Source organism: Pseudomonas sp. St386 (assembly GCF_018325865.1).
Taxonomy (GTDB): Bacteria; Pseudomonadota; Gammaproteobacteria; order Pseudomonadales; family Pseudomonadaceae; genus Aquipseudomonas; species Aquipseudomonas brassicacearum.
The window spans coordinates 5,191,107-5,206,043 of sequence record NZ_AP021900.1 but is presented as its reverse complement, the minus strand read 5'-3'; the positions used below and the strand labels follow the sequence as shown (position 1 = coordinate 5,206,043).

The 14,937-nt window shown below is 60.2% G+C and carries 6 protein-coding genes; all 6 read left to right on the top strand.

The genetic code is table 11. The features are described from left to right. Nucleotides 1-22 precede the first annotated feature (22 nt). Complete coding sequence (locus tag KI235_RS22985) at nucleotides 23-9,247, top strand: hemagglutinin repeat-containing protein (protein ID WP_212795312.1); 9,225 nt, start codon at nucleotides 23-25, stop codon at nucleotides 9,245-9,247. Nucleotide 9,248: 1 nt separating this feature from the next. Continuing rightward, entirely contained in the window at nucleotides 9,249-9,845 is a 597-nt protein-coding gene (locus KI235_RS22980; RefSeq protein ID WP_039013743.1) for a DUF1629 domain-containing protein, read from the top strand. Between the two features lie 504 nt (nucleotides 9,846-10,349). Next, nucleotides 10,350-11,084: a hypothetical protein gene (locus tag KI235_RS22970; protein ID WP_235384596.1), complete on the top strand. Its 735-nt coding sequence runs from the start codon at nucleotides 10,350-10,352 to the stop codon at nucleotides 11,082-11,084. Between the two features lie 209 nt (nucleotides 11,085-11,293). Continuing rightward, nucleotides 11,294-12,193 (top strand): PoNi-like cognate immunity protein, encoded by a 900-nt coding sequence (locus KI235_RS22965; protein WP_013694076.1) that lies wholly within the window; start codon nucleotides 11,294-11,296, stop codon nucleotides 12,191-12,193. Nucleotides 12,194-12,514: 321 nt separating this feature from the next. Then, entirely contained in the window at nucleotides 12,515-14,122 is a 1,608-nt protein-coding gene (locus tag KI235_RS22960) for a tetratricopeptide repeat-containing response regulator (protein ID WP_003204752.1), read from the top strand. Beyond that, complete coding sequence (locus KI235_RS22955; RefSeq protein WP_003204750.1) at nucleotides 14,115-14,807, top strand: HAMP domain-containing sensor histidine kinase; 693 nt, start codon at nucleotides 14,115-14,117, stop codon at nucleotides 14,805-14,807. Before KI235_RS22960 ends, KI235_RS22955 begins: the two co-directional genes overlap by 8 nt. Nucleotides 14,808-14,937 lie beyond the last annotated feature (130 nt).

Below are 14,937 nucleotides of genomic sequence, written 5' to 3'. Positions count from 1 at the left end.
TGGCTCCGCAAATGGAATTGCTATGAACAAGCATCTGTACCGAATCGTTTTCAACAAGGCCCGCGGACTGCTGATGGTCGTGGCCGAGAACGTCACCAGCCAAGTCAAGGCGCCGGGGACCCGCTCCGGGCCGACGACGAGCGCAGCGGCTTGCACGGCGACACTCGGGGCGTTGCGCTTTGCCTTGATGACCGCGATTGGCCTGGTGTCCTTGAGCGTGGCGCCGGCCTGGGCTGGAACCATCGTCGCCGATCCTGGCGCTCCGGCCGGCCAGCAACCCATGGTGATACAAAGCGCCAACGGCACGCCGCAGGTCAATATCCAGGCCCCCAGCGCCGGCGGTGTCTCGCGCAACACTTACAACCAGTTCGACGTCGATAGCCGGGGGGTGATCCTCAACAACGGCACGGGCAATAGCCAGACGAAACTGGGCGGTTGGATCGAAGGCAACCCGATGTTGGGCAATGGCAGCGCGCGGGTCATCCTCAACGAAGTCAACGCCAGCAATCCCAGTCAATTGCGCGGTTACGTCGAAGTCGCCGGCCAGCGCGCCGAAGTGGTGATCGCCAACCCGGCCGGCATCACCTGCAACGGTTGCGGCTTCATCAACGCCGACCGGGCCACCCTCAGCACCGGCCGGGCGCAGTTGGAGAACGGTCGCATCACCGGCTACACCGTGCAGGGCGGCACCATCAATATCGAAGGCAAAGGCCTGGATGCCCGCGAGACCGACTACACGGACCTGATTGCCCGCTCGGTGCAGGTCAACGCCGGGGTGTGGGCCAACGACTTGAAGGTCACCGCCGGACGTAATCAGGTCAATGCCGACAACACCCAGGCCACGCCGCTGCCAGGCACCGAGGGAGACAAACCCACCGTTGCCATCGACGTTGCCAAGCTCGGCGGCATGTATGCCGGGAAGATCATGCTGGTGGGCACCGAATCCGGCGTGGGTGTGCGCAACGCCGGGCAGATCGGCGCCATGGCTGGCGAGGTCGTGATCAGCGCCGACGGCAAATTGCAAAACCAGGGTGCGATCAGCAGCGCTACAGCGACCCGAATCAATGCCGCCAGTGTTGAAAACAGCGGCACACTCTACGCCAAGGGCGACCTGGGCCTCGACAGTACCGGTGACATCGACAACAGCGGCACCGTTGCCAGCCAGAACCACACGACACTGACCGCCAAGAACATTCGCAGCACCACGGCCTCGAGCCTGGCGGCGGGCGTCGGGGCGGACGGCAAGTTGGGCAGCAGCGGCAACCTCGCGTTTCGGGCCACCACGGTCAAGGCGCAAGGCCAGAACCTTGCCGGCGGCGATGTCAGCGTCGAGGCCGCTGACCTGGACCTGAGCAGCAGCCAGACCCTGGGTCAAAACGTCACCCTGACGGCCAGCGGCGGCGATGCCAACCTCAGTGGCAGTCAAGTCGATGCGACCCAGGTGCTGACTGCCAAAGCGACCAATACCCTGCGCACCAATGGGGCCAAGGTCACCGCTGGCAACCTGCAATTGGGCGCGCGGGATGTTGCCAATGTCGGCGGTGAGCTGGTGCAGACCGGCACCGCCGACGCGTCGATCAAAGCCACTGCCACGCTCGACAACAGCGGTGGCCGTATTGCCTCCAACGGCAACAACCTGAAGCTTGGCGCCGATCGCCTCGACAACAGCAAGGGCAAGGTCGAGCACGCCGGCAAAGGTACCTTGGACATCCAGGCCAGCCAGTTGGCTGGCAGCAAAGGTACCCTGGCGAGCAATGGCACATTGAGCGTCAAGGCCCGCGAGGTGGTGGTCGATGATGGCCTGACCCAAGGCCAACAGATCACGCTCGACACCACGACCCTGTCCAACCAGCGCGGACGCATTCTCCAGACCGGCGCGCAGCCCTTGCAGGTCACCGCCCGTGAACGCTTCGACAATCAGGCCGGACAAGTCAGCAGTCCAGGGGCGGTGGTCCTGAAGGTCGGGACGTTTAACAACCAGGACGGCAAAGTCCTCGCCACCGATAACGGTGCGTTGACCGTCACGGCCGACAAAGAGGTCAATAACGACGGCGGGACGCTGGCCGCCAGCGGGACGACAAAGGTCAGCGGCGAGGCGCTGGATAACACCCAAGGCACCGTGAGTGCTGGCGGTGAGCTGTACGCGACGTTCGACCGCTTGAACAATATCGGCGGCACGCTCGCCGCCACCCAGCGCATGGAAATCATCGCCGGGCAGTTGAACAACACCAACGGCGTGCTGGGCTCGGTGAAGTCCGGCTTGCTGGTCAGCGTCTCGGCCGATGCATTGAACAACAGCGGCGGGCGTCTTGAAGCGCTGGGCGATATCGATCTGTCGGCCCAGGGCCTGAATAACCAGGGCGGGGTGATCAGTGGCCAGGCCCTGGACCTGGACAGCCACGGCCTGCTGATGGACAACAGCCAGGGCACGTTGAATGCCGGTGCGACCCTTGATCTGCGCAGCGGTGAACTGCGCAACGCGGCGGGCCTGATCCAGGCCAAGGGCAAGCTGTTCATCGACACCGACAGCCAGGCGCTGAACAACCTTCAGTCCGGCACCACCCAAGGCATCAGCGGCCAGGGTGCGGTGGAAATCCACAGCGCCCATTTCAACAACAGTGGCGGCTTCCTCGGCGCCAAAGGCGCGCTGGTGCTCAAGGCCACCGACCTTACCAACGGCAGCGGCGGCCAGATCATTGGCGAGAAAACCGTACGGGTCGAAGGTGCCCGGGTGGATAACCGCGGCGGTCAATTGCAAGGCCTCGGCGATGTCCAGTTGGTACTGGGGGATACGCTCAACAACCAGGGCGGACTGGTGCGCAGCGCGGGAACGCTGGGCGTGATTGCCGGCGTGCTCGACAACAGCGCCACCCAAGTTGCCAACCAGGGCCTTGAAGGGCGTGCCATGAGCCTGGCGCTCGACACCTTCGGCAACCAGGCCGGTGCCGTGCGCGCCGACCAAGGATTGTCCATCGGCGTCAGCCAAACGCTGGATAACCAGGGCGGCCTGATTTCCGCGGGAGCCGGCCTGACCATCACTGATCGCGATCCGGCGCAGCGTCGCCAGGCAGTGCACAACCTCGACGGGACCTTGCTCGCTGGCAGCCTGTTGTCCCTTAACGCGGCCTATTACGCAGGCACCGGTCGAGCCCTGAGCCTGGGCGACCTGACGTTCAGCCTGCAAAGTGGCCTGGACCTGAGTGGACAGATCCAGGCCAATAACAAGATCGACCTGAGCACCGAGGGCGCTTTCAACAACAGCGGAAAACTGTTGGCAGGCAATCTCCTGCTGGTGCGCTCGCAGACGCTGGACAACGCCGCCAGCGGGGAGATCAGCGCCGGCCAGGTTCGCCTGAGCATAAACGACAGCCTGACCAACCGTGGCCTGATCGACGGCCAGCAAGTGCGTGTGCAAGCGCTGTCGCTCAACAACCTGGGCACCGGACGTCTGTACGGTGATCGACTGGCGATCGCCACTTCGGCGCTGAGCAACCGTGATGAGAACGGCAGCGCCGCGACCATCGCCGCCCGTGAGTCGCTGGACATTGGTACCGGCACCCTGGATAACCGCGAGCAGGCGCTGATCCTCAGTGCCGGGGACCTCGCCATCGGTGGTGCGCTGAGTGCGACTGACAAGGCCCAGGACCGTGCTCAACTGCTGACCAACGCCAGTGCGACCATCGAAGCCCTCGGCAACCTGTCGCTCGATGTGCAAAACGTGCGTAACACCAACGAACATTTCAGCACTCAGCAAGTGGAAGTCAGCCGCACCGCCTTGCAGGAATTCCAGCTCAGCGGTTCGCCGAACCGCTACCAGGGCGACCAGATCTCCGTGAACAACGATGAGGTCCTTCACCTGACCACCCCAGAGGGGCGCAAAGACAACTGGAACCGCTACGACTACACCCGCGTGGTGCAGGAAACCCAGATCGCCACCTCGGCGCCGGCGCAGATCCTGTCTGGTGGGACGATGCAGATCAACGCAGGGGATGTGCTCAACGACAAGAGCCGCATCATTGCCGGTGGGTTGTTGCAGGCCAACATTACCAGCCTGACCAACACCGAACTGACCGGCCAGCGCACCACTACCGACAGCGGCACCGTCAGCAATTTCTATCGCATCCAGCGCAAGGGCCGGGACCGTCAGGGAACGGCCGTCACGGCCTACACGCCAGCCCCCTTGATCCAGGACATCACCCTGCAGCCGACCGTGTTCGCCCAGAACGCCGCCGGCAACGGTACCGGCACCCAGATCAGCGCCCGCGCCACACAGGGCGTCGGCGAGCAGATAGCCGCCACGGGCACGGTCAGCGCCCCGGTCGGCAGAACCTATCAAGTGGCGCCTATCGTTCAGGTCGCGGCCCAGACCACCCTCAACAACAAGGGCGTGGCCGAGCAGATTCGCAGTGGCGGGCCATCCCTGGCCTTGCCGAACAACAGCCTGTTCACCACCAATCCGCAGAACACCAGCAGCTACCTGATCGAAACCGACCCGCGTTTTGCCAGCTATCGCACCTGGCTGTCGTCGGACTACATGTTGCAGCGCTTGCAAGTCGACCCAGCCCTGACGCAACAACGTCTGGGCGACGGCTTCTACGAACAGAAATTGATTCGTGAACAGATCGCGCAACTCACCGGCCGACGTTTCCTCGACGGCTACGCCAATGACGAAGCGCAATATCGTGCCCTGATCGACAACGCCGTGACCGTCGCCAGCCAATGGCAACTGGTGCCCGGCGTGGCCCTGACCTCCGAGCAGATGGCTCAGTTGACCAGTGACATCGTCTGGCTGGTGCAGAAGCAAGTCACCCTCGCCAATGGTGACACCCGCAACGTGCTGGTGCCGCAGGTGTACGTACGGGTCCAGGAAGGCGACCTCAACGGCTCCGGTGCCCTGATTGCCGGGCAGCAGTTGAACCTGAACATCGCCGGCGACCTGGTCAACAGTGGCAGCCTGGCCGGGCGCAGTGTCATGGCGATCACCGCGCAGAACATCGAGAACCTCGGTGGGCGCATCCAGGCCGACAAGGTATCGCTCGCCGCGCGGGAAAACCTCAACAACCTCGGTGGCCTGATCGGTGCCGTGGACAGCCTGTCGGTCAAGGCCGGGCAGGACATCAACGTCATCTCCAGCAGCCGGGACAGCAGCAGCGCCCAAGGCACCCGCACCAACCTGTCGCGGGTGGCCGGGCTGTTCGTCAGCGGTGCCCAGGGCACGATGGGGGTGAGCGCCGGCAACGACCTCAACCTCACCGGGGCCCAGGTGGTCAATGCCGGCAAAGGCGGCAGTACGTTGCTGGAGGCGGGCAAGAACATCAACCTGGCCACGGTCGGCGAAGCGCACGAACAAGCGCTGACCTGGAACAGCAGCAACTGGCGCAAGGACGCCAGCCAGACCGAAGTCGGCTCACAGGTCCAAGGGCAGGGCGACGTGCGCTTGAGCGCCGGCCAAGACCTCAACGCCCGCGCCGCCCATGTCACCAGCGAGCAAGGCGCGGTGTTTGCCGAGGCCAGGCGCGACGTCAACCTGACCGCCGGCCAGAACTACCAGTTCGCCGATGAAGCCCACAAGGTCAAGGGCAGCAACGGGATGTTCTCCAGCAAGACCACCACCACCCGCGACACCATCAGCCAGACCTCGGTCGAAGGCTCCACCCTGAGTGGCGAGCAGACCTATGTGCAGGCCGGTCGCGACATCAACCTCAAGGGCAGCAACGTGGTGTCCACGACCCAGACGGTGCTGGTGGCGGACAACAACGTCAACATCGAAGCCGACACCGCCAGCAGCAGCGAACGCCATGACAAGTCCGTGAAGAAAAGCGGCCTGTTCAGCGGCGGTGGCATCGCCGTCACCCTGGGCAGCCAGCAACAAAGCGTCAAGGACCTCACCACCGAGCACACGGCCGTGGCCAGCACCGTCGGCTCGACCGCTGGCGATGTGTTGATCGAAGCGGGCAAGGGCTACCGTCAGGTGGGCAGCCAGGTGTCGGCGCCACAAGGCAACATCGACGTCACGGCGCAGACCATCGACGTCGTCGAGGCGCGCAACACCCGCGAGCGCGAGCGTGAAACCCTGTTCAAGCAGACCGGGTTCACCCTCACCGTGACCAACCCGGTGATCAGTGCGATCCAGACGTCCCAGCAAATGAAACGGGCGTCGGAGAAAACCGACGACGGGCGCATGAAGGCCCTGGCTGCCGCCACTGCCGTGCTGGCGGCCAACAATGCCGCCACTGCCGTGGCGATGGACCCGGGCGCGGTGGGCGGGATCAACATCAGCCTGTCGCTGGGCACCAAGAAGAACGAAAGCACCACCACCTACACCAGCGACAGCGCGGCTGGCTCGACCATGACCGCTGGCAACGACGTTCGCCTGCGCGCCACGGGAGCTGGCGCCGCGAGCGACATCACCGTGCAAGGCAGCGATATCAAGGCTGGCCGCAACGCCAGCCTGCTGGCGGACGGCGATATCAACCTGCTCGCCGCGCGCAATATCGACAAGCAGGAAACCGACAGCAAAGGCAGCAGCGCGAGCATCGGCATCGGCTTTTCCCTCGGTGCACGCAACGGCTTCACCCTGGACCTGGGTGCCTCCGGCAGCCGCGGCCAGGCGGATGGCGATGGGCTCACCCACACCAATACCCATGTCCAGGCGGGCAACCAGTTGTTGCTGTCCTCGGGCGGTGACACCAACCTCAAAGGCGCGGTGGCGAGCGGCAAACAGGTGTTGGCCGATATCGGCGGCGACCTGAACATCGAAAGCCTGCAAGACACCAACACCTACGTGGTCGATGAGAAGAGCCTGGGCGTTGGCATCAGCCTGTGCATTCCGCCGTTCTGCTACGGCATGAGTTCGGTCAACGGCGTCAGCGGCAGTTTCGGTGCCACGGATATCGACTCCAATTACGCCAGCGTGACCGAGCAATCGGGCATCAAGGCTGGGGATGATGGGTTCGACATTCGCGTGGGTGGCAACACCGACCTGGTCGGCGCTGTCATCGCCAGCAGCGACAAGGCCGTGCAGGACGGCAAGAATCGCCTGGTCACCGCCAGCCTCACCAGCCGCGACATCAAGAACAAGGCCGAGTACGACGCCAGCACCGTCAGCGTCGGCGGCGGCTATCGCGAAGTCGGCAAGGACCAGCAGGGCAACGCCACCAGCGGCGGCACGCAAACCCCTGGCACCGACCTGCCGAAGAACGACAACGACCTCAGCGCCACGATGCCGATCGCCATCAGTGCCAGCGACGATGCCAGCAGCGTCACCCGCAGCGGCATCAGTGGCGGCACCATCGTCATCAGCAACGACGCCGAGCAACAGAAGCGCACCGGCAAGAACGGCGAGCAAACTATCGCCAGCCTCAACCGCGATGTCTCCAGCGACCGCGACACCACCAACACGCTCAAGCCGATCTTCGACGAAGACGAAATCCGTGCCGGTTTCGAGATCGTTGGGGCGTTCGCCAACGAAGCCAGCACCTTGCTCGCCAACAAGGCCAAAGAAGTCGACCTCAAGCGCAAACAGGCCGAGGCGGCTCAGACAGCGGCCCTGGACCCCAACGCCAAACTCACCGACACCGAACGCCTGGCGCTGCTCGGCAACGCTCAGCGACTCAACGCCGAAGCCAGCGGCATCGCCGACAAGTGGGGGGCGGGCGGCACCTACCGACAAATCACCACCGCCCTGGTGGGCGCGGCCAGCGGCAACATCAGCGGCGGCAACAGTGCGTTCGTTCAAGGGCTGGTGGTCAATTACGTGCAGCAGCAAGGTGCCGGCTACATCGGCGACCTGGTGGCGGACGGCAAACTCACCGAAGGCTCGCCGCTGCACGCCGCCCTGCACGGCATCGTCGCCTGCGCCGGTGCCGCAGCCAGCAGCCAGAGCTGTAGCAGCGGTGCCGCAGGCGCGGCGGCGTCGAGCCTGCTCACCGGCCTGTTCTCCGAAGCCAGCCCCGATGAAAGCGAATCCCAACGTGAGGCCAAGCGCAACCTGATCGTCAGCATCGTCACCGGGCTGGCCGCCACCAGCTCCTCGCTCGACCCGGCCACCGCCACCAGCGCGGCGGGCGCTGCGGTGGACAACAACTGGCTTGCGACCCAGCAGTTGGTCCAGGCGGAGAAGGAATACGCCGCGGCTGACGGCTTAGGGGCCAAGGCGCAAGTGATCGCCAAGTGGGCGTACATCAATCAGAAACAAGACGTCCTGACCCGCTTCGGCGTGGGCAAAGGCTTGGTGCAGGCGGGTTGGAGCGACGTCGAAGGCTTGGCGCAATTCCTCCTCCACCCGGTTGATGGAATCAACGGCCTAAAAGCCCTGGTCAACGACCCAGAGGCCCGCAAGCAGTTCGGCGATGGCGTGGTCAACGAACTCAACGCCAAACTTGACCGCGTTAAAGACGCCCTGGAAAACGGTGGTGATGATCGCGCCGTGCAACTGGGGCAGGACATTGGCGAACTCGTCTGGCAGGTTGGCAGTATTGCTACGGGTGTTGGCGGGGCGGCCAAGGGTGGGGTGGCGTTGGCGAAAGCCGGGATCAAGGTGGGGGCGGAAGGGCTTGAAAAGATGGCCGATATGGCTAGACTCGAAAAGCTCGCGAAAAATGTCGATCAGTTGCCAGAACGTATTCCTGTCGAGCCAGTAAAACCAAATACTTCCAATGCAGGAGCGGAGACTGGCGGGCAACATGTCGAAAGTCCGCTGGCGTTACCAGCACCTGCAAGGCACAGGGTTCCTGACGGCTATACAGTTGCCGAAAATGCGAACGGAACTGTCACCGTAACCGGGCCACGCGGTGGTATCTATAACTCTACAGGTCGGTATACAAATGACGGTAAGCCGATTTATCGGGATAATAACGGCGGCTTTGTATCGCTCGAAGGTGGACGTACACCTGTTTCCGCGCCGCCGGATTATTCCAGCGTTCCTGTACACCATATCTGCACTAATAAATGTAATGCCGGGGCAAACGGACAGATTGCTTGGTCTAAGCAATTCCAAAAATTCTTTGATGGTTCCGATCTGGATATTAATAAGGCAACTGAAAATCTGGTCGCGGTTCCGGGTCATAGAGGTCCACACCCTCAAAGTTATCATCAATATGTTTATGGTAGCCTCGACGATGCTACGCGAGGGTTGGAACCCGGTACCGCGCAATATAAGAGTGCAGTGGTGAATACTTTAAATAGGATCAAGGTTGAAGCAGTCACGCCGGGAAGCTCGGTTAATCGATGGCTTACAGGAAGCTGAAATGAAATATTACTTGTTGCGAGAAGATGTACAGTTTCCTGAGCGTTGGTATTTGGGTGATATAAAGCACTGCAATAACTGGCTCTTTATCGATCCTCCTGCAGAATATATGGAGCCATGTACCTACGCTCTTGAGGTTCTTGAAGAGGGCGTGAGTCTGGATTTTTCCTTAGCTGGATATGCCTCCGTGCCGATCTTGAGTAAAAAAGCCAGGGATGCGTTGGCAGGAATTCCCGACGTTGATGAACCTTATATGAATGTCGTGCTTGAGCCTGTAGAGGTTGCGGGGAAGCAAACTCACGATCATTACTATGTAATGATCGTCGAGACCCAATTGGATTGCGTAGACGAATCACGTTCCGCTTTCGAGAAGTATGAGGTTAATGACTCGGTTCGACCTGATAGAGCTGGTGAATACAGAGTTTTTCTAAATCTTGTAATTGATCCTGCCAAGGCCCAGGGAAAACATATTTTTCGTGTCAAGAAGCACTTGGGAGCATTGATAGTTAGTGAAGATGTTAAGCTTAGTCTGGAGCGAGCAGGTCTTACAGGGATGCTATTCGAAGGTGTCAATGGCGAAGGTGAGGTTGTGTGTTAATTGATGAGAGGAGGGGCGAGCTAACGTTGCTCTGGAAGGGTAGTCTGGGCTCAGAACTAATATTTAGTCGGCATGGAAAAGGAGCAGGTTTATTTATTATCTCAGTTCTTAAATAAGCCGGTCCGCTTTTCCCTGTTCATTGTTTTACGAAGTGCCTTGTAATGAAATTGAGAATCAATTTTCCCAGAGTTTTGTTACATGTGAGCTGCTCCGGCAGAAGCGGCTTCCTTGTGTATTCAAAATAGTCAGCGAGTTTGGGATGTTATGATCTGGAGGGTAATCAAGATAAGTTTTTATTTGATCGAGCGCTAGAAAAGTTGGATGCACTTGACGAGCGTGAGGTCTACGGTTTTGAGCCGGCATTGTTTGTTGGAGGTACGGCTTCGCTGGATCAGTTGGTTAAATGCAATTTGGAGGTTCACTTAACGAACCTTCGACAGATGTGTTCCTGAGTGAGCACGCTAAGCGGAACGACGTTGTACTGGCGTAAAGGAGTATATCGAAATGGATGAAATCAATGTCCGGCTTCATCAGCCCCGGCGCTGGCTGTCACAGTCGGAAGGCCTGATGGCTCAAGAGCTTGATTTTATCGATGAGGACCTTGCCAGTGACTCATTAAACGGATTGGACAATGTGGCTGACTCGTTGGGGATGCTGGCGACTTATTGCGGCATTCGGGGCGAAGTTGCGATCAGTGATGGAGAGGCTTCTGGCTGGGAGCAGGTCTCGCGCTCGATGATGTACCGTTATTGGGCGCTGATGCTCAAAGCAAAGGCTTTCTCCAAAACGAGTTTTCTTCAAGGCCTCAAACCTGTCCCCAATTTGACTAACCAATTGAGCATCGCGGGATGCTTGCTGGCCGGATTGATAGTGGCTGATCGTCGAGATTTGGCCGCATCCGTGGCCGATGTGCTTGCCGGAATGCTGACTATCAATGGCGCCGTCGACTCCAGCTATCTTAAACAGCGTCGATTCGAGCCTTTTATGCTCTGGCTTTATTCTGTCTATTCGCAAGGAGATACGCTTTCAGATTTTGAGTCGATGGACCTGGGTATTTATCAAAAAGTAATAGACGAATGGACTAATGAACAAGGGCTTGCTCATGCACTGGAAGAGCTATGTCAATATCATTTATCCAACGCTGAAGACAACGGTGGGGCGTGGGACCCTGAATTCAAATATGCGCCTTTCGATTTGTTGCCTTTAGAGATCCATGCGATTTTCCAGGTCCGACAGTAACTAGGTTTGACTGCTCCAGCGGTGTCGAGTCCTTTGTTGTCCGCAGAGACGGCTGCGCTAGGAAACCTGATCATCATTGCTGATCAGCTTGCTGCTCGGGTGGAGACGGCTTACGAGGGTTTCTTCGGGCTTTAGACGAAGGCGCGATCACTGGCTCCCAGCTTAAATACAAGCAAATTTTAGGATGTTGAATTTCGGAGGAAATATAGGTGATTCGGGCACCGCTGGGAGACTCCCGCTATTGGTCGGAATGGGTTGAGTATGGTGATGAGAGCATCGTCGAGGCGCTTGAAACTGCCGCCAAACCTGCCGGCGATCCCGATTATGCGCCGCAGTACGTTTTCATCATTGCGCAGAAACACTGGCACCAGATGCTGCGCCGGTATTCCGCTGGAAAACCGATAGCGGATCTGTCGCGATACTTTCCCGGGCTGCTCGATGCCTGGGAGGAGGCCGAGCGCCTTGGCGCGACGGTCTGGACCCAGGAGCAGCAATTCACTCGCCATAGCTGGCGCGTCAACTACGACCATTACATCACCTGCTTCTGGCTGGTGGGCTTGGGATTGGCGCTGGATATTCCAGATGACCAGTGGAAGCGGTTGTTGGCGTTGATCGGTAACGAGGGCGAGGACGTGCTACTCGATCGAATAATCGCGAGTCGCAGCCCTGAGCGCAAAATAGGTTCTGTGCTTCTTTACCCGAAACCCTACGCTCGGTTGCTGACGGCGGTAGACGCTCCAGCGGATTCGCAAGCATCTCTATTGAGTGCGTTCGTCAAGCATTGGTACGCGGAGGTGCGTACCGGTGCCAAGTCTGGCTCTGATCCTCAGGCTGTCAGTTATAGGCATCCCTATTGGTACACCTATGGCGATGAAAACTTCGAGGGCGGCGCCTATTTCGGTCGTTGGTGCGTGGAGGCCGTGGCGGCGGTCAAGGCATTCGGTATGGACGACTCACAGTGCTTGGGTCTTGAGCATTACCCAGGGGACTTATTGAGACCCAATGGGCCGAGTACGCATCCGGCGAGACAGGAAGTTGAACCGCCTGCTGCGGTGGCTGTGGAGAATAAGGGAGGTTTTTGGGCGAGGTTGTTGGGGCGACGTGAGTAAACGCATTTCGTGTTGATCGGTCGAGGGGATGAAGCCTGACATCACCCTCGCCACGGTTCTGTGCTTGGCAGGTCCTCGGTACTCGGTTTCTCCCACACCTTCCCCTTAACGGAACGCCATCTCCTGCCGATAACCCGATGAGCCCGTTTCTCTCCAACGTTTCGGCTCGCAATGTGCGTCACGACTCAGCCAGGCCAAGCGGTTGCTGAAATCCCTTGAACGTTGCTGGTTGGTGGCTATCATCTGCGCGCCTCGGGGCTGTGACACGGTGTTTCGTTGTTATGCCATTGGGTTATTTTCTTACTTGCCTGGACATCCTCGATGCTGGCGTACCACCAAAAAAGTTTTCTGATCGTCGATGATTTCTCGGATTTCCGCAGTTCGATCCGCTCCATGCTGCGTGAGCTGGGCGTCAAGGACGTGGACACCGCCGACACCGGTGAAGTGGCGCTGCGCATGTGTTCGCAGAAACGCTATGACTTCATCTTGCAGGACTATCACCTGGGCGATGGGCGCAAGAATGGCCAGCAGGTGCTTGAAGACCTGATGGTCGAAAAATTGATCAGCCATGAAAGTGTTTTCCTCATGGTGACCGCCGAGACCAGCCAGGCGATGGTGCTCAGTGCCCTGGAGCATGAGCCGGATGCGTACCTGACCAAACCGTTCAACCGCTCCGGCCTGGCCCAGCGGCTGGAGCGGCTCGAGCAGCGCAAGACCCTGCTCAAGCCGATCCTGCAAGCCCTCGATCGTGGCAAGCCGATGGAAGTGCTCAATGCCTGCATCGCCTTGTGCAAGCAGGACCCGCGCTACGGGCCGTTGTGCCTGCGTTATCGGGCCGATGCGTTGCGCGACCTGAATCAGAACGAGGCTCTTGAACGACTGTACAACTCCATCATCGCGGATCGCCCGTTGCCGTGGGCCTATGCGGGGCTGGGCAAGTTGATGTTCAAGCGCGGCCAGGTGGGGCAGGCCAAGGCTGTCTATGAAAAGGCCCTGAAAGTCTTTCCGATGATGCCGGCCTTGTACGACGGCATGGCCGACGTGCTGGTGGCCGAAGGTGACACCAAACAGGCGCAGCACGTGCTGGAAGAGGCGGTGCGCCTGTCGCCGCTGGCCGTGCGCCGCCAGTCGTTGTTGGGCAAGCTGGCGATGACCAACGAAGACTACGACACGGCTTCCCGGGCCTATCGCCAGGCGGTCGGGCAGGGCGCGCAGTCGCGCTTCAAGGACCCGGAAAGCAACCTCGGCCTGGCCCATGCGCTGATCAGCAAGGGCAGCGAAAAAGGCCTCGACACCCGCACCCGGCTGGAGATCAACACGACTCTCAGCGCCGTGGCGAAGGAGAACCTCAACGACCCGGGGCTGCAGGTCCGGGCGCGGCTGATGAAGGCCACCAGCCTGTTGCTAAACGATGCCGAAACCGCCGAAAAGCTCACAGAACAGGCCTTGCAGCGCCTCGATGGCATGGAGCAATTCATGAGCGCCGAGGCCGCGTTGCTGGTGGCCAAGCAGCTGCAAATGCTTGGCCAGACCAGCGCCGGCGAGTCGATGCTCAAGAACTGCGCGGAAATCTACGGGGATGACCCGACGGTGATGCAAGGCATCGCCAAGCTGACCGACGACCCGAACATTCTCAACCAGGGCAATGCCGCCGCCGAGTTGAACCGCGAAGGCGTGCGGGTCTACAAGACCGGTGCATTGCCGCAGGCGCGGGAGCTGTTCCGCCGCGCCCTGAAGATGCAACCGAAGAACATCAGTATTGCCCTGAACATGGCGCAATCGCTGCTGCATGGCACCGACACCAGCGTGGAATCGGAACTGCTGCAGGAGTGCCGCGCCTGCCTGAAACTGGTGGGCATGATGCCCGACACCGATGCGCGTTTTGCGCGTTATCAAAAACTGCGAAGCAAGGCATTTGGCGATGAATGACAGCGAACAGGCCCTCGATTTTTCCACGGTGATCGCGTCTACCGTGCACGACATGAAGAACTCCCTGACCTTGCTCATGCAGACGCATACGCAATGGCTCGAGCGCTTGCCCGACGCCGAGCGCCAGACCTCGGAGCAAGGCGTCATCGAGTTCGAATTCGCCCATCTCAATGGTTTGCTGGTGCAACTGCTGGGGCTGTACAAGCTCGGTGTCAACCAGTTGCCGCTGCACCCGGCCTACCATGAACTGGATGACTTCATCGAGGCGCAACTGGCCGGCCATCAGGACGTGTTCCGCAGTCGCGGGATCATGGTCACCTATGAAGTCGATCCGCTCAGCCCCTTGGGCTTTTTCGACCGTGAACTGATTGCTTCGGTGCTCGACAACTGCATCAACAACGCCATTCGCCATGCGCGCCAGGCATTGCTGATCAGTGTGAGCGACGAGGCCGGGCAACTGGTGCTGACCATCAATGACGACGGCGAAGGTTACCCGCCAGAGATGATCGAGCGTCAGGCCGAGTACGTGCAGGGCATCAACCACAGCAGCGGCAGCACCGGGCTGGGCCTGTACTTCGCCGCGCGGATCGCCGGGCTGCACCAGCGCGGCGGCGTGAGCGGGCGTACCGAAATCGCCAATGGCGGTGTATTGGGTGGTGGGGTGTTCCGGCTTTACCTGCCCTGAGCGTGCGCTTTATAAAAAGCAGCACAAATCCCCTGTGGGAGCGAGCTTGCTCGCGATAGCGATGTATCAGTCAGCTCAATATTGACTGAGCCGACGCCATCGCGAGCAAGCTCGCTCCCACACTCGTATT